The sequence below is a fragment of the Streptomyces sp. NPDC056948 genome (assembly GCF_042674225.1).
Classification (GTDB): Bacteria; Actinomycetota; Actinomycetes; order Streptomycetales; family Streptomycetaceae; genus Streptomyces; species Streptomyces purpurascens.
Genome location: NZ_JBHUQX010000234.1, coordinates 1 through 14,684, shown reverse-complemented (window position 1 = coordinate 14,684; position 14,684 = coordinate 1). Strand labels below are relative to the sequence as shown.

At 71.1% G+C, this 14,684-nt stretch carries 15 protein-coding genes; 8 read left to right on the top strand and 7 right to left on the bottom strand.

Annotated elements, in window-relative coordinates; all coding sequences use genetic code 11:
- Nucleotides 1-32 precede the first annotated feature (32 nt).
- Nucleotides 33-1,808, bottom strand: a complete 1,776-nt coding sequence (locus tag ACFTZL_RS27155) for a biotin carboxylase N-terminal domain-containing protein (RefSeq protein WP_382587829.1) — start codon at nt 1,806-1,808, stop codon at nt 33-35.
- A 344-nt stretch (nt 1,809-2,152) separates the two neighbouring features.
- Between ACFTZL_RS27155 and ACFTZL_RS27150 the strand changes: the two genes are divergently transcribed.
- Nucleotides 2,153-2,584: a hypothetical protein gene (locus ACFTZL_RS27150; protein WP_382587828.1), complete on the top strand. Its 432-nt coding sequence runs from the start codon at nt 2,153-2,155 to the stop codon at nt 2,582-2,584.
- Here ACFTZL_RS27150 and ACFTZL_RS27145 read toward each other — a convergent pair.
- The 4 genes from ACFTZL_RS27145 to ACFTZL_RS27130 form a co-directional block, all read right to left on the bottom strand.
- Nucleotides 2,553-3,173 carry a Maf family protein gene (locus ACFTZL_RS27145; protein ID WP_382587826.1) on the bottom strand — a complete coding sequence of 207 codons (621 nt, stop codon included), beginning with the start codon at nt 3,171-3,173 and terminating at the stop codon, nt 2,553-2,555. The genes ACFTZL_RS27150 and ACFTZL_RS27145 overlap by 32 nt on opposite strands.
- A 32-nt stretch (nt 3,174-3,205) precedes the next feature.
- Nucleotides 3,206-3,334, bottom strand: coding sequence for a morphogenic membrane protein MmpB (gene mmpB, locus ACFTZL_RS27140; RefSeq protein WP_255961279.1), 129 nt, complete (start codon nt 3,332-3,334; stop codon nt 3,206-3,208).
- Between the two features lie 76 nt (nt 3,335-3,410).
- A complete protein-coding gene (locus tag ACFTZL_RS27135; RefSeq protein WP_382587824.1) occupies nt 3,411-3,620 on the bottom strand; it encodes an acyl-CoA carboxylase subunit epsilon in 210 nt (69 codons plus the stop codon).
- Between the two features lie 15 nt (nt 3,621-3,635).
- On the bottom strand, nt 3,636-5,240 hold the full coding sequence (locus tag ACFTZL_RS27130) for an acyl-CoA carboxylase subunit beta (RefSeq protein ID WP_382587822.1): 1,605 nt from the start codon (nt 5,238-5,240) through the stop codon (nt 3,636-3,638).
- Nucleotides 5,241-5,350: 110 nt separating this feature from the next.
- On the opposite strand from ACFTZL_RS27130, the gene ACFTZL_RS27125 reads away from it, so the two are divergent.
- Nucleotides 5,351-6,226 (top strand): biotin--[acetyl-CoA-carboxylase] ligase, encoded by an 876-nt coding sequence (locus ACFTZL_RS27125; RefSeq protein ID WP_382587820.1) that lies wholly within the window; start codon nt 5,351-5,353, stop codon nt 6,224-6,226.
- A 174-nt stretch (nt 6,227-6,400) separates the two neighbouring features.
- Nucleotides 6,401-7,504 carry an adenylate/guanylate cyclase domain-containing protein gene (locus ACFTZL_RS27120; protein WP_382587818.1) on the top strand — a complete coding sequence of 368 codons (1,104 nt, stop codon included), beginning with the start codon at nt 6,401-6,403 and terminating at the stop codon, nt 7,502-7,504.
- A gap of 9 nt (nt 7,505-7,513) precedes the next feature.
- On the opposite strand, the gene ACFTZL_RS27115 is transcribed toward ACFTZL_RS27120, so the two are convergent.
- Nucleotides 7,514-8,197: a hypothetical protein gene (locus ACFTZL_RS27115; RefSeq protein ID WP_382587816.1), complete on the bottom strand. Its 684-nt coding sequence runs from the start codon at nt 8,195-8,197 to the stop codon at nt 7,514-7,516.
- 218 nt (nt 8,198-8,415) lie between these two features.
- Between ACFTZL_RS27115 and ACFTZL_RS27110 the strand changes: the two genes are divergently transcribed.
- From ACFTZL_RS27110 to hutH, 3 genes are all read left to right on the top strand, one after another.
- Nucleotides 8,416-9,216, top strand: coding sequence for an enoyl-CoA hydratase/isomerase family protein (locus ACFTZL_RS27110; protein WP_382587814.1), 801 nt, complete (start codon nt 8,416-8,418; stop codon nt 9,214-9,216).
- A 183-nt stretch (nt 9,217-9,399) separates the two neighbouring features.
- Nucleotides 9,400-10,554 (top strand): diguanylate cyclase domain-containing protein, encoded by a 1,155-nt coding sequence (locus tag ACFTZL_RS27105; RefSeq protein ID WP_382587812.1) that lies wholly within the window; start codon nt 9,400-9,402, stop codon nt 10,552-10,554.
- A gap of 97 nt (nt 10,555-10,651) precedes the next feature.
- Nucleotides 10,652-12,244: a histidine ammonia-lyase gene (hutH, locus tag ACFTZL_RS27100; RefSeq protein WP_382587810.1), complete on the top strand. Its 1,593-nt coding sequence runs from the start codon at nt 10,652-10,654 to the stop codon at nt 12,242-12,244.
- Between the two features lie 74 nt (nt 12,245-12,318).
- Here the strand turns inward: hutH and ACFTZL_RS27095 are convergent, their stop codons facing one another.
- Nucleotides 12,319-12,633 carry a hypothetical protein gene (locus tag ACFTZL_RS27095; protein WP_382587808.1) on the bottom strand — a complete coding sequence of 105 codons (315 nt, stop codon included), beginning with the start codon at nt 12,631-12,633 and terminating at the stop codon, nt 12,319-12,321.
- A 148-nt stretch (nt 12,634-12,781) separates the two neighbouring features.
- On the opposite strand from ACFTZL_RS27095, the gene ACFTZL_RS27090 reads away from it, so the two are divergent.
- Both ACFTZL_RS27090 and ACFTZL_RS27085 read left to right on the top strand, forming a co-directional pair.
- The gene (locus tag ACFTZL_RS27090) at nt 12,782-13,132 is read left to right on the top strand and encodes a hypothetical protein (RefSeq protein ID WP_382587806.1); all 351 of its coding nucleotides are present in this window, start codon (nt 12,782-12,784) and stop codon (nt 13,130-13,132) included.
- Between the two features lie 246 nt (nt 13,133-13,378).
- A complete protein-coding gene (locus tag ACFTZL_RS27085; RefSeq protein ID WP_382587804.1) occupies nt 13,379-14,644 on the top strand; it encodes an Ig-like domain-containing protein in 1,266 nt (421 codons plus the stop codon).
- Nucleotides 14,645-14,684 lie beyond the last annotated feature (40 nt).

Below are 14,684 nucleotides of genomic sequence, written 5' to 3'. Positions count from 1 at the left end.
CTTGTGCGCCTGCCCGCCCGTTTCGTGTTGTGTCAGTCCTTGATTTCGCAGATGGGCGCGCCGGATGTGACCGATGCGCCGATTTCCGCGCTCAGGCCCTTGATCGTGCCCGACCTGTGGGCGTTGAGGGGCTGTTCCATCTTCATCGCCTCGAGGACGACGACCAGGTCGCCCTCCTTGACCTCCTGGCCCTCCTCGACGGCCACCTTGACGATGGTGCCCTGCATGGGGGAGGCGAGGGTGTCGCCGGAGGCGACGGGGCCCGACTTCTTGGCCGCGCGGCGCTTGGGCTTGGCGCCCGCCGCCAGGCCCGTACGGGCCAGGGACATGCCCAGCGAGGCCGGGAGGGAGACCTCCAGGCGCTTGCCGCCGACCTCGACGACGACCGTCTCGCGGTCCAGCTCCTCCTCCGCCTCCGAGGCGTCGGCCGGTGCGGCGAAGGGCTTGATCTCGTTGACGAACTCCGTCTCGATCCAGCGGGTGTGGACCGTGAACGGGTCGGACGAGCCGGTGAGCTCGGGGGCGAACGCCGGGTCCTTCACCACCGCACGGTGGAACGGGATCGCCGTCGCCATGCCCTCGACCTGGAACTCCTCCAGCGCGCGGGCGGCCCGCTGCAGGGCCTCCGCGCGGGTGCGGCCGGTGACGATCAGCTTGGCCAGCAGGGAGTCCCACGCCGGGCCGATGACCGAGCCGGACTCCACGCCCGCGTCCAGGCGGACACCCGGGCCCGAAGGCGGGGCGAACGTCGTGACCGTGCCGGGAGCCGGGAGGAAGTTGCGGCCCGGGTCCTCGCCGTTGATGCGGAACTCGAAGGAGTGGCCGCGCAGCGCCGGGTCGTCGTAGCCGAGCACCTCGCCGTCGGCGATGCGGAACATCTCGCGGACGAGGTCGATGCCGGCGACCTCCTCGGTGACCGGGTGCTCCACCTGGAGACGGGTGTTGACCTCCAGGAAGGAGATCGTGCCGTCGAGGCCGACGAGGAACTCGACGGTGCCCGCGCCGACGTAGCCGGCCTCCTTCAGGATCGCCTTGGAGGACGAGTACAGCTCCTCCACCTGCGCGTCGGACAGGAAGGGGGCAGGAGCCTCCTCGACCAGTTTCTGGTGCCGGCGCTGCAGGGAGCAGTCACGGGTGGAGACCACGACGACGTTGCCGTGCTGGTCGGCCAGGCACTGGGTCTCCACGTGCCGCGGCTTGTCCAGGTAGCGCTCGACGAAGCACTCGCCACGCCCGAAGGCGGCGACCGCCTCGCGCACCGCCGAGTCGTACAGCTCGGGCACCTCTTCGAGCGTGCGCGCGACCTTCAGGCCGCGACCGCCGCCGCCGAAGGCCGCCTTGATGGCGATCGGCAGACCGTGCTGCTCGGCGAAGGCGACGACCTCGTCGGCGCCGGAGACCGGGTCGGGCGTGCCCGCCACCAGCGGGGCGCCCGCGCGCTGCGCGATGTGCCGGGCGGCGACCTTGTCGCCGAGGTCGCGGATGGCCTGCGGGGGCGGGCCGATCCAGATCAGGTCCGCGTCCAGGACCGCCTGTGCGAAGTCCGCGTTCTCGGAGAGAAAGCCGTAGCCGGGATGGATGGCGTCCGCGCCCGACTCCCGCGCGGCCTTCAGCACTTTCTCGATGTCGAGATAGCTGGTGCCCGGGGTGTCACCGCCCAGGGCGAACGCCTCATCCGCGGCGCGGACATGCAGAGCGTCCCGATCCGGGTCGGCGTAGACGGCCACGCTCGCGATGCCGGCATCCCGGCAGGCCCGGGCAACGCGGACAGCGATTTCGCCACGGTTGGCGATGAGCACCTTGCGCACGATGAGGCTCCCTCCTTGAAACAAGCCGAGTTTAGGGACTGCCGACACGACACTTCGACCCGTCCCCAGTGGTGAGCTTGCCCACACGGAGCGTGATGCGAGGCTCGCTCGACCCGCGAAATCCCTTGTCGCACCGCGGTACGCAGCACTCCTGCGGGAAACCCTAGCCGTCTCCTGTGGTCAAGGTCTCTGTCATCACGTGCTGCGGGCCACTCCGTTTCTTTGTGGAGTCCCTACGAATGGCCCAATGATTCTTTGCCCGCCGCAGAACCCTTGTCCCAGGGTTTACCTGTCAGTAGCGTTCGCGATGTCTCGAACGTACTAGGGGTAAGAGGGTGGGCCCGGTGGTGCGCAGGCCGGTGGCATGGGTCGTGGCGTTGGTGCTGTTCGGCGAGGCGTTCGGCATCGCCGCGCTGAACTGGTTCCTCGGGGTCGTCGTCGACCGGCAGGACATGTCCCTGGCCGGGCTCGATCCGCACATGATGTCGATGTCGTCGAAGATCGGCGGGATCGCCTTCGGCCTCTACTACGCGCTGTGCGGCCTGGTCGCCCTGCTCGTGGCGCTGCGGGACCGCCCCCCGGCGGGCCTCGGGCGCGTGCTGCTGATCAGCGCGGCGGTCGTGCACGGGCTGCTGGGCGCCTTCACGTGGGGGCTCGTCGGCTGGCCCGCGTTCCTGTTCATGATGCTGGTGCTCGGCCTGATCGTCCTGCTGCTGATGACGTACGACCGCCCGGCCGAGCCGGTCATCGCTCCGCCGGCGCCCACAACTCCGTGATGCCGACGCCCAGGTCGGCGAGGAGCCGCCGGACCAGGGGCAGGCTGATGCCGATCACGTTGCCGTGGTCGCCGTCGATGCCGTTGATGAACGGGGCCGAGCGGCCGTCCAGGGTGAAGGCCCCGGCGACGTAGAGCGGTTCGCCGGAGGTGACGTAGGCGGCGATCTCCTCGTCCGTCGGGTCGCCGAAGTGGACGACCGTGGACGCGGTGGCGGAGACATAGCGGCCGGTGAGCGTGTCGTAGACGCAGTGGCCGGTCTGGAGGGTGCCGGCGCGGCCGCGCATCGACTTCCAGCGGGCCGTGGCCTCCTCGGCGTCCGCGGGCTTGCCGAGGGCCTGGCCGTCCAGGTCGAGCACCGAGTCGCAGCCGATCACGAGTGCGCCCTTGATCTCCGGCCGGGCCGCCACGACGGAGGCCTTCGCCTCGGCGAGGGCGAGCGCCAGCTCGGCGGGGGTGGGAGCGGTGACGGCGTCCTCGTCGACACCGCTCACGATCACCTCGGGGGTGAGTCCGGCCTGGCGGAGCAGTCCGAGCCGGGCGGGGGACTGGGAAGCGAGGACGAGTCGCCTGCGGCGCTGAGCAGTCATGCAGTCAGGTTAGTCACATGGGCGAGGCCGACTCACCTCACGCCGATCACGAGCATGGCCACGAACATGGCCAACGCCATGAGAACGCCCAGCCGCCGGAGCATGTCCTGCATGTCGCGGAGTTCTTTCGGCGGTTCGTTCTCGGGGTCGGACCACAGCATGAGTCCAGCGTGCGGCCTGGCTGGGCGGGGCGCCTGAGTAGAGGTACTCAAATCGGCGCCCCGCCCTGCTGAGTGCTCAGGCCGGCCAGTAAGTCCTGCCCCATGCCGTCGGCCCCGGCTGGGGCAGGCGGTGGGATGCGATGCGGGACGGGTCGGACCAGGAGTCGCGGGGGGCCGGTGCGCCGGGCGGGGTCTCTGCCGCCGCCGCGGCGCGGGCCCTGACCACCGCCAGTGCGGCGGCCAGCTCCTCCGGGGTCGGGTTGCCCCGTACGACCTTGATCGTCATGTGTGCCTCCTGGGGCTAGAGGGGGATGTTGCCGTGCTTCTTCGGAGGCAGGGATTCCCGCTTCGTACGCAGTTGACGCAGACCCCGTACGACATGGCAGCGGGTGTCGGACGGCATGATCACCGCGTCGACGTAGCCGCGCTCGGCCGCGACGTAGGGGTTGAGCAGGGCGTCCTCGTACTCCTGGATCAGCCGGGCCCGGACCGCCTCGAGATCCTCGCCGCTCGCCTCCGCCTCGGCGATGGTGCGGCGGTGCAGGATGTTGACCGCGCCCTGGGCGCCCATGACGGCGATCTGGGCGGTGGGCCAGGCGAGGTTGAGGTCGGCGCCCAGGTGCTTGGAGCCCATGACGTCGTAGGCGCCGCCGAAGGCCTTGCGCGTGATGATCGTGATGAGCGGGACGGTGGCCTCGGCGTAGGCGTAGATCAGCTTGGCGCCGCGGCGGATGATGCCGTCGTGCTCCTGGTCGACGCCGGGCAGGAAGCCGGGGACGTCCACGAAGGTGATGACCGGGACGTTGAAGGCGTCGCAGGTCCGCACGAAGCGGGCCGCCTTCTCGGAGGCGGTGATGTCGAGGCAGCCCGCGAACTGCATCGGCTGGTTGGCGACGATGCCGACGGGGTGTCCCTCGACCCGGCCGAAGCCGGTGACGATGTTCGGCGCGTACAGCGGCTGCGTCTCGAAGAACTCGGCGTCGTCCAGGATGTGCTCGATCACCGCGTGCATGTCGTACGGCTGGTTCGCGCTGTCCGGGACGATGACGTCCAGCTCGCGGTCCTCGTCGGTGATCTCGAGGTCGGCCTCCTCCGCGAAGACCGGCGGCTCGGCGAGGTTGTTGGACGGCAGGTACGACAGCAACTGCTTGACGTACTCGATGGCGTCCTTCTCGTCCCCGGCCATGTGGTGGGCCACGCCCGAGGTCGCGTTGTGGGTGCGGGCTCCGCCCAGCTCCTCGAAGCCGACGTCCTCGCCGGTGACCGTCTTGATGACGTCGGGCCCGGTGATGAACATGTGCGAGGTCTGGTCGACCATGACCGTGAAGTCGGTGATGGCCGGGGAGTAGACGGCCCCGCCGGCACACGGGCCGACGACCAGGCTGATCTGCGGGATCACGCCGGAGGCGTGGGTGTTGCGGCGGAAGATCTCGCCGTAGGCGCCGAGTGAGGCGACGCCCTCCTGGATCCTGGCCCCGCCGGAGTCATTGATGCCGATGACCGGGCAACCGGTCTTCAGGGCGAAGTCCATGACCTTGACGATCTTTTGGCCGTAGACCTCGCCGAGTGCCCCGCCGAAGACCGTGAAGTCCTGCGAGAAGACGGCGACGGGGCGGCCGTCGACGGTGCCGTACCCGGTGACGACGCCGTCGCCGTACGGGCGGTTCTTGTCCAGTCCGAAGTTGGTGGACCGGTGCCGGGCGAACTCGTCCAGCTCGACGAAGGAGGCTTCGTCCAGGAGGAGTTCGATCCGCTCACGAGCCGTCAGCTTGCCCTTGGCGTGCTGCTTCTCGACGGCGCGTGCGGAGCCGGCGTGCGTCGCTTCCTCGATACGGCGCTGGAGATCCGCGAGCTTGCCCGCGGTCGTATGAATGTCAGGCTGCTGCAGCTCTTCCGGCTCGGACATCGGGATGCGGCTCCCTGCCTGCTCAAAAGGGGGGACGGTTACTCATCCGTAGAGTAGTGCGGTGCCCTCGGGTCGGCAGTGCGGCGTTTACCACACCTAGGGTGGCTTGCATGACGCCGCAAGATGCATCAGAGCCGAGAGAGCCGAACGGTAGCCGTTGGTCGGACCTGGACCGTCCGCCCCTCAATGTCACCGCCCTGCGCCGGGGGCTGGTGCGGGAGGGAGGGCTGTGGTCGGAGGTGGACGTGGTGCAGCGCACCGGCTCCACCAACTCCGACCTCGTGGCCCGTGCGGCCGAGGGCAAGGCCGTCGAGGGCGCGGTGCTCGTCGCCGAGGAGCAGACGGCCGGGCGCGGCCGCCTGGACCGGCAGTGGACGGCGCCGCCGCGGTCGGGCCTGTTCTTCTCCGTGCTGCTCACGCCGAGCGAGGTGCCGGTGGGGCGGTGGGGGTGGCTGCCGCTGCTCACAGGCGTGGCGGTGGCGACGGGGCTGTCGCGCGCGGCGGGTGTCGACACGGCCCTGAAGTGGCCGAACGACGTGCTGGTCACGGTGCGGGGCGAGGAACGCAAGGCCGGGGGGATCCTCGCCGAGCGGGCCGGTGACGACGGGGTCGTGATCGGGGTCGGCATCAATGTCTCGCTGAAGGAGAACGAGCTGCCCGTACCGACGGCGGGGTCGGTGGGGCTGGCCGGGGCGGTGAGTACGGATCGGGATCCGTTGCTGCGGGGCGTGCTTCGTTCTCTGGAGGAGTGGTACGGGAAGTGGCGTGAGGCGGGGGGTGACCCGGGGGTGAGCGGGCTGCAGAAGGCGTATGCGGCGTCGTGCGCGACGCTCGGGCGGACCGTGCGGGCGGAGTTGCCGGGGGACCGGGGCGTCGTGGGGGAGGCCGTGGCCGTGGACGGGGACGGGCGGTTGGTGCTGGCTACGGAGGAGGGGGTGCAGGAGCCGGTGGGGGCGGGGGACATCGTGCACCTGAGGCCCGCCTGACTGAGGCCGGGCGGGTGCGCAGCCCGGCGTAGCGGGATGCCGCTGCGCCCACCCGTGCCGCCCTTGGCGGCAAGCATGCCCGCAGCGAGGCCTGACGGAGTGAGCTGGCGCACACCTGCCGTAGAGTTGAGGCCGGTCGATACATGACCGTGACAGATCGGAAGGGCAGCACGCGTGACCGTCGAAGACCCGGATTCCGGCACGGACGCGCAGGGCGCCGACCCCGGCGAGGACCCGCTCGCCCTGCGCCTCGAAGGGCTCATTCTGGGGGCCGAGCGCCGGTACACCCCGTTTCAGGCGGCCCGCAGCGCCGGTGTCTCCATGGAACTGGCCTCCCGCTTCTGGCGGGCGATGGGCTTCGCGGACATCGGGCAGGCCAAGGCCCTCACCGAGGCGGACGTACTCGCCCTGCGGCGCCTCGCCGGCCTCGTCGAGGCGGGGCTGCTGAGCGAGGCGATGGCCGTACAGGTGGCCCGGTCCACGGGGCAGACCACCGCACGGCTCGCCGAGTGGCAGATCGACTCGTTCCTGGAGGGGCTGACCGAGCCGCCCGAGCCGGGCATGACCCGCACCGAGGTGACGTACCCGATCGTCGAGCTGCTCCTGCCCGAGCTGGAGGAGTTCCTCGTCTATGTCTGGCGGCGTCAGCTCGCCGCCTCGGCCGGACGGGTCGTGCAGGCAGCCGACGACGAGGAGATGGTCGACCGGCGCCTCGCCGTCGGCTTCGCGGACCTGGTCGGGTTCACCCGGCTCACCCGCCGCATGGAGGAGGAGGAGCTCGGCGAGCTGGTCGAGGCCTTCGAGACCACGGCCGCCGACCTGGTGGCCGCGAACGGCGGACGGCTGATCAAGACTCTCGGCGACGAGGTGCTGTACGCCGCCGACGACGCGGGCGTCGCCGCCGAGATCGCCCTGCGGCTGATCGAGACCATGGCGCACGACGAGACGATGCCGGAGCTGCGCGTCGGCATGGCGTTCGGCACCGTGACCACCCGTATGGGCGATGTCTTCGGTACGACCGTGAACCTGGCCTCCCGGCTCACCTCGATAGCTCCGAAGGACGCCGTCCTCGTCGACACCGCCTTCGCCGAGGAGCTGATCCGCACGCAGGACGCACCGTCCTCCGAGGCGGAGGCGGCCGAGGAGGCCGCGGCGGCGGAGAAGGAGGGCGAGGAGCCTCCGGAGTACCGGTTCGCGTTGCAGCCGATGTGGCAGCGGCCGGTGCGTGGGCTGGGCGTCGTGGAGCCGTGGCTGCTCACGCGGCGGGACCTGGGCTGACAGACGCGGTCAGTCGCGGCGGCCCGGCGTGTCCACGCACAGGCCGATGACCGGCACGCACAGGCCCGGGTCGTCCGGCTTCTTCGGCCGCTCGGGCTTGGGCTTGGGCTTGGGCGCCGGGGCGGGCGTGGTCCCGCTCGGAGGAGCGGGCGCGGCCGGGGTCGGGCGTGGGGCGTTGCCCTGGGTGGCCGGTACCGGGGTGTTCGGTGTGTCGGGGATGGTCGTGGGCCGGTGAGCGGCGGTCGTGGTGGCCCCTCGGGTGCCGGTCGCGGCGGGCGGGGCCGGTCGTGTGCCCCTGGTGGCCGGGGACGGGGTCAGGCCGCCCAGGACCGTGGGTGACGAGGGGCTGACCTCGGGGGCGGTGGCCGGGAAGGTCGCGGCGGTGTCGGCGGTCTGGTCCGTGCCGGTGGTGACCGGGTCCGGGCGGGGTTCGGCCTCGACGCTGCCGACGCCGTCGGGGCCCGGGACGGAGGCCAGGCGTACGAGGCTCAGGGCGCCGGCGGCCAGGGCGAGGCCGCCGGCGGCGAGCAGGGCCTTGTGGGAGCGGGGCTTGCGGTGGCGGCCTCGGACGCGGGGGGTGAAGGGGGCGGTTTCCGCCGGGGCCGGCTCGGCGGGTGCGGTCGGCTCCTTTCGGCGGGGCGCCGTGGCGGTCCCGGTGTCCCGCTGTGGCCTCGTCGGCGTGTTCGTCCTCATCACGGTTCCTCCCCGATGCGCACGCGCCCCCTGTGCGCCGTTGGCGGACGCACGCTATGCGCTCCCATGGGTGGTCGGGCCGGAATTGAGGTGATGTCACTCGAACGGGTGGGCGGGCGAGGGGGCGGGAACCGGTCGCGTCCGCTCTTTCGTGCGGAGGGTGCGGCTGCGATGATCGGGGCGGTGAGGTTGTTAACCCGCGTTAACCGGAGGGTGTCATGAACGAGGAACGGTTCGGGGAGTTCGTGCTGGTGCGGCGGCATGAGCAGGGGCATGTCGCGGAGCTCGTCCTCGACCGGCCCAAGGCCATGAACGCCGTGTCGACCGGGATGGCGCGGTCCATCGCCGGTGCGTGTACGGCGCTGGGGGAGGACCGGGACGTACGGGTGGTCGTGCTGACCTCGACGCATGAGCGGGCGTTCTGCGTGGGGGCCGATCTGAAGGAGCGGAACTCGTTCAGCGACGCGGATCTGGTGCGGCAGCGGCCGGTGACGCGTGGGGCGTACACCGGGGTGCTGGAGGTGCCGGTGCCGACGGTGGCGGCGGTGCACGGGTTCGCGCTGGGGGGTGGCTTCGAGCTGGCGCTCGCGTGTGACGTGATCGTGGCGGACCGTACGGCGGTGGTGGGGCTGCCGGAGGTGTCGGTGGGGGTGATTCCCGGGGGTGGGGGCACGCAGTTGCTGCCGCGTCGGGTGGGGGCGGCGCGGGCGGCTGAGCTGATCTTCTCGGCGCGGCGGGTGGAGGCCGTCGAGGCGGGCGAGTTGGGGTTGGTCGATCAGGTGGTGGAGGAGGGGCGGGACCGGGAGGCGGCGTTGGAGCTGGCCTCTCGGATCGCGGGGAATTCGCCGGTGGGGTTGCGGGCGGCGAAGCGGGCGTTGCGGTTGGGGCAGGGGTTGGATCTGCGGGCGGGGCTTGAGGTGGAGGACGCGGCGTGGAGGGCGGTGGCGTTTTCCGGGGACCGGGCGGAGGGGGTTGCGGCGTTCAATGAGAAGCGCAAGCCGGAGTGGCCTGGGGAGTGAGCTGGGGTTTGTTGGCCGGTACTCGGCGTTGCTGCTGGGGGCGGGTGGGTGCGCAGCCCGGCGTTGCGGGGTGCCGCTGCGCCCACCCGTGCCGCCCCTAGCGGCACGCATGCCCGCAGCTTGGTCGTCCCCGTTCGCGTCGTCAACAGAACGGATTGGCTGAAAAGTCCCTAGCCTGGAGTGATGGGTGAGGACAGACGGCTGGTGGCCGTCGTCGCGTTGGCTCAGGGGATGGCGGCTGCGCACGGGCCGCGTGAGGCGTGGCGTGCGGCGGCTGCCGGGGCGTGCCGGGCGCTGGGCGGGAGTTTTGCCGCGCTGTCGGTGTGGGAGCGGGAGCTCGGGCGGCTGAAAGTCCTCGTGAACGTCGGTGCGCTGGCCCACGGGGAAGAGGAGTTCCCGGAGGACGAGGCCTATCCGGTGCACCAGTTCGCGGAGATCACCGAGTTCCTGCACGAGCAGTGGGCGGCGGGGGGCGGGGAGCCCGACGCGTGGGTGGAGACCGCCGAAGGGCACGCCGCCGGGCGGCGTCCCGGGTACTGCCACCAGCGCGTCGCCGCCCTGCGCCGCCGGGGCCGCGGCTGCTGCGTGGTCGCGCCGATCGTGCTGCACGGGCGGGCCTGGGGCGAGCTGTACGTCGCCCGGCCTGCTGGTGAGGCCGTCTTCGAGCGGGCCGACGCCGACTTCGCCACCGTCCTGGCCTCCGTCGTGGCCGCCGGTATCGCCCAGACCGAGCGGCTGGAGGAGGCCCGGCGGCTCGCGTTCACCGACGCGCTGACGGGGCTCGCCAACCGTCGTGCCGTGGACGTACGCCTGGAGCAGGCGATCGAGCGGCACCGCAGGGACGGCGCGGTGGTCAGCCTCGTCGTCTGCGATCTGAACGGGCTCAAGCGGGTCAACGACACCCATGGGCACGCCGTCGGCGACCGGCTCCTGGAGCGTTTCGGCTCGGTGCTGTCGCTGTGCGGGGCCATGCTGCCGGGGGCCTTGGCGGCGCGGCTCGGCGGGGACGAGTTCTGTCTGCTCGCGGTCGGGCCGCCCGCCGACCAGGTCGTGAAGGCGGCCGGCGAACTGTGCCGCCGGGCGTCCGAGTTGGAGCTCGGGGACGGCGTGGCCTGCGGGGTCGCCTCCACCGAGGACCCGATCGGGCCCGTACGCTCCGCGCGGCGGCTGTTCCGGCTCGCGGACGCGGCCCAGTACCGGGCCAAGGCCGAGCGGGCCGCCCGGCCGGTGGTCGCGGGCCGGGCCGGGCCCGATGATCCCGTCATGCGGCTGGCGGACGAGCCGTCCCAGGGGGCCGACGGAGAACGCCGGCGATTCCGCGGGCGGCACGCGCCGTAGCCGTTCGGGGAGCGGCCCGGGGATGTGACGCATCGGTAAGGGGTGAACCCCGCCCCCAGTGGTGACATCATCGAATTCACTGCGTACGCTCCTGAATATGGATATGCACACTGTGGTGGACGGGGAAGGCGCGAAGCGCGGCCTTGAAAGGGTGGTGGTGGGCGACGGGCGGGCGTCCGGCGTGACCGCGTCCGACGTGCTCGCCGTGGCGCGTGCCGGCGCCCGCGTCGAGCTCTCCGAGGAGGCGGTGGCCGCCCTCGCCGCGGCCCGCGAGATCGTGGAGGCGCTGGCGGCCAAGCCGGACCCCGTGTACGGCGTGAGCACCGGCTTCGGGGCCCTGGCGACCCGGCACATCAGCCCGGAGCTGCGCGCACAGCTCCAGCGCAACATCGTCCGCTCGCACGCCGCCGGGATGGGGCCGAGGGTGGAGCGGGAAGTCGTACGTGCCCTGATGTTCCTGCGGCTGAAGACCGTCTGCTCCGGGCGCACCGGCGTACGGCCCGAGGTCGCGCAGACTATGGCCGATCTCCTCAACGCCGGTATCACCCCGGTCGTGCACGAGTACGGCTCCCTCGGCTGCTCCGGCGACCTCGCGCCGCTGTCCCACTGCGCGCTCGCGCTCATGGGGGAGGGCGACGCCGAGGGCCCCGACGGTGCCGTACGCCCGGCCGCCGAACTCCTCGCCGCGCACGGCATCCAGCCGGTCGAACTGCGCGAGAAGGAGGGCCTCGCCCTCCTCAACGGCACCGACGGCATGCTCGGCATGCTGGTCATGGCCCTGGCCGACCTGGACACGCTCTACCGGACCGCCGACATCACGGCCGCCCTGTCGCTGGAGGCCCTGCTCGGCACCGACCGGGTCCTCGCCCCCGAACTGCACGCCATCCGGCCGCACCCGGGGCAGGCCGCCAGTGCCGCCAACATGCTGGCCGTGCTGAAGGGTTCGGGCCTGACCGGGCACCACCAGGACGACGCCCCGCGCGTCCAGGACGCCTACTCGGTGCGCTGCGCCCCGCAGGTCGCCGGGGCCGGGCGGGACACCATGGCCCACGCCCGGCTGGTCGCCGACCGCGAACTGGCCTCGGCGGTGGACAACCCGGTGGTGCTGCCCGACGGGCGCGTGGAGTCCAACGGCAACTTCCACGGGGCGCCGGTCGCCTACGTCCTGGACTTCCTCGCCATCGCCGCCGCCGACCTCGGCTCCATCGCCGAGCGGCGCACCGACCGGCTGCTCGACAAGAACAGGAGCCACGGCCTGCCGCCGTTCCTGGCCGACGACGCCGGTGTGGACTCGGGCCTGATGATCGCTCAGTACACGCAGGCCGCGCTGGTGAGCGAGCTGAAGCGGCTCGCCGTACCGGCGTCCGCCGACTCGATCCCGTCCTCCGCGATGCAGGAGGACCATGTCTCGATGGGCTGGTCGGCGGCGCGCAAGCTGCGCACGGCCGTCGACAACCTCACCCGTGTCCTGGCCGTCGAGCTGTACGCCGCCACGCGCGCCGTCGAACTGCGCGAGGGTCTGACACCGGCGCCCGCGACGCGGGCGGTCATCGACGCCGTACGGGAAGCGGGAGTTCAGGGCCCCGGACCGGACCGGTTCCTGGCGCCCGACCTGGCCGCCGCGGACGCGTTCGTGCGCGACGGGCGGCTGCTCGCGGCGGTGGAGACGGTCACGGGGCCGCTCCAGTAGTCAGTACGACGAACGCGGCCGGGGTCTTGCCGGGTGGCCGGGCCCCGGGGCGGTCGCCCCGGCGCCAAGTGCGCTCAGAAGCCGAGTCGTTCCCGGCGCACCGAATAGGCGACGAAGCCCGCGCCCAGCGTGAGGAACAGCGTGCCGCCGACCACGTAGGGCGTGCTGTCGAAGCTGCCCGTATCGGCGAGGCGGGTGTCGGTGACGGAGTCGCCCGCGGTCGTGGCCGCGATCCGCGCCTGCTCTGTGACCTGCGGCGACGGGCTCGCCGAGACGGCGTCTCTCACCGGGGAGTCCGACGTCGCGTTGGCGGACGGGACGAACCACAGGGCGCCCAGCAGGGTCGCTGCGGCGGTGGTGGTCAGCAACGGACGGCGAGCGGATGACACGGAATATCGATCCCCTTGTGGCACTGGCGAATTGGCCGTGTGGGGTGATGTTAGTAAAAGGCGCGGGTCACGGGAAAGTCACGGGAGATCCTGGACGTACGCTCCCGCCATGAGCACTCCTGAGACATCACGTTTTGTACGGGTTCGGGTGGAACTCGTTCTGGAGGTCGGCGACGCGGACGCGGTCACCAAGTCCGCGCTGCGCCGGATCGCCGACGACGCCGAGTTGCCGGCGTCGGAACGGGTACACGCCGAGGGCGCTGTGACGGAAGACACCGCGGAGGCCCTCGCGTACCTCGTGGACCCGTTCGACCTGGTCAGCCAGGTCCCGGGGGTCGAACTCCAGCAGGCCTCCTGGAGCAGCGAGCGGATCGAGTACGACCCCGATTCGCCGGACTGGGACTACGACGAGGATGATGATGACGGCGAGTACGACCTGAACGACAGTGACGACAGTGACGAAGGGGACGGCGGAAGCCGGGCGCACGCGGCCGGCTGAGGCGACTTGGGGAAAACATGACCCCGGGTGGCAACCGCCGCCCGGGGTTTCGTCGTCTCAAGCGACGCACCGACCGCACCAGCACCATCCGCGCCGCGGACGTGGTGATCCCCACACCTGTGTCACCTGGGGAACCGGACGAACCGGTCGTAGCGTTGAAAGGTCTCGACGAGGACTCACGAGTCCACGCGGGGGCACTTGGTCTTTGACGGGGACACACTCGGGATCTTGGGGAAATCGGCAACGATGGAGAAGCGTGTGATAACGGTCAGTAAGCGGCGCAAGGGCCTGGCGGTCGCGTCCGCACTGCTCGGTGGAGTGCTGGCACTCTCGGCCTGTACGGGCGGCGACGACAACGCCTCCGGGAGTGACGGCGGCGACAGCTCCCAGTCGAAGGTCGACGAGGCCGCGGCCAAGAAGACCTCCGCGGCCCAGATCAAGATCACGCCCGAGGACGGCTCGGACAACGCCTCCATCAACAACGCCGCCGGCGTCACCGTGCGCAAGGGCACGCTCACGGACGTCACTATGACGGCGTCCGACGGCACGGAGGTCAGCGGCCAGATATCCGCCGACAAGAAGAGCTGGAAGCCCAGCACCCAGCTCGAGCGCTCCACGAACTACAAGCTCGCCGCCGAGGCCAAGGACTCCGACGGCCGGGTCGCCCACGAGAACGCCTCGTTCACCACGGTCTCCCCGGCCAACAGCTTCATCGGCAACTTCACGCCGGACGACGGCCAAACCGTGGGCGTCGGCATGCCGGTCTCGATCAACTTCGACAAGGCGATCACCAACAAGGCCGCCGTCCAGAAGGGCATCAAGGTCAGCACGACCGGCGGCCAGGAGGTCGCCTGCCACTGGTTCAGCGCCAACCGCATGGACTGCCGCCCCGAGGACTACTGGAAGGAAGGCTCCACCGTCACGCTGAAGCTCGCGCTCGACGGTGTCGAGGGCGCCGAGGGTGTCTACGGGGTCCAGCAGAAGACGGTCACCTTCAAGATCGGCCGCAACCAGGTCTCGTACGTCGACGCGAAGACCAAGCAGATGAAGATCACGCAGGACGGCAAGACCGTGCGGACCATCCCGATCTCCGCCGGCTCGCCCGAGAACAAGACCTACGAGGGCATCATGGTGATGTCCGAGAAGTTCAAGGAAACGCGCATGAACGGCGCGACCGTGGGCTTCACGGACGACGACGGCAAGGGCGAGTACGACATCAAGGACGTGCCGCACGCCATCCGCCTCTCCAGCTCCGGCACCTTCATCCACGGCAACTACTGGGGCGCGAAGTCCATCTTCGGCGGTGTGAACACCAGCCACGGCTGCGTCGGCCTCCAGGACGCGAAGGGCGCCGACGACCCGAAGACGCCGGGCGCGTGGTTCTACAACAACTCGATCCTCGGTGACGTGGTCGTCGTCCAGAACACCGGCGACAAGACGGTCGCGCCGGACAACGGCCTCAACGGCTGGAACATGAGCTGGGCCGACTGGAAGGCCGGCTCCGAGGCCTGACGGTTCGGTAGCTCCTGACGGTTCGGTAGCTCCTGAAGAG

Excerpts from the sequence above, each read along its gene's own strand:
- ACFTZL_RS27105 (WP_382587812.1), top strand. The coding sequence starts at position 9,400 with ATGGGTGAGGACAGACGGCTGGTGGCCGTCGTCGCGTTGGCTCAGGGG.
- ACFTZL_RS27115 (WP_382587816.1), bottom strand. The coding sequence starts at position 8,197 with ATGAGGACGAACACGCCGACGAGGCCACAGCGGGACACCGGGACCGCC.
- ACFTZL_RS27085 (WP_382587804.1), top strand. The coding sequence starts at position 13,379 with ATGGAGAAGCGTGTGATAACGGTCAGTAAGCGGCGCAAGGGCCTGGCG.
- ACFTZL_RS27125 (WP_382587820.1), top strand. The coding sequence starts at position 5,351 with ATGACGCCGCAAGATGCATCAGAGCCGAGAGAGCCGAACGGTAGCCGT.
- ACFTZL_RS27110 (WP_382587814.1), top strand. The coding sequence starts at position 8,416 with ATGAACGAGGAACGGTTCGGGGAGTTCGTGCTGGTGCGGCGGCATGAG.
- ACFTZL_RS27130 (WP_382587822.1), bottom strand. The coding sequence starts at position 5,240 with ATGTCCGAGCCGGAAGAGCTGCAGCAGCCTGACATTCATACGACCGCG.
- hutH (WP_382587810.1), top strand. The coding sequence starts at position 10,652 with ATGGATATGCACACTGTGGTGGACGGGGAAGGCGCGAAGCGCGGCCTT.
- ACFTZL_RS27145 (WP_382587826.1), bottom strand. The coding sequence starts at position 3,173 with ATGACTGCTCAGCGCCGCAGGCGACTCGTCCTCGCTTCCCAGTCCCCC.
- ACFTZL_RS27135 (WP_382587824.1), bottom strand. The coding sequence starts at position 3,620 with ATGACGATCAAGGTCGTACGGGGCAACCCGACCCCGGAGGAGCTGGCC.
- mmpB (WP_255961279.1), bottom strand. The coding sequence starts at position 3,334 with ATGCTGTGGTCCGACCCCGAGAACGAACCGCCGAAAGAACTCCGCGAC.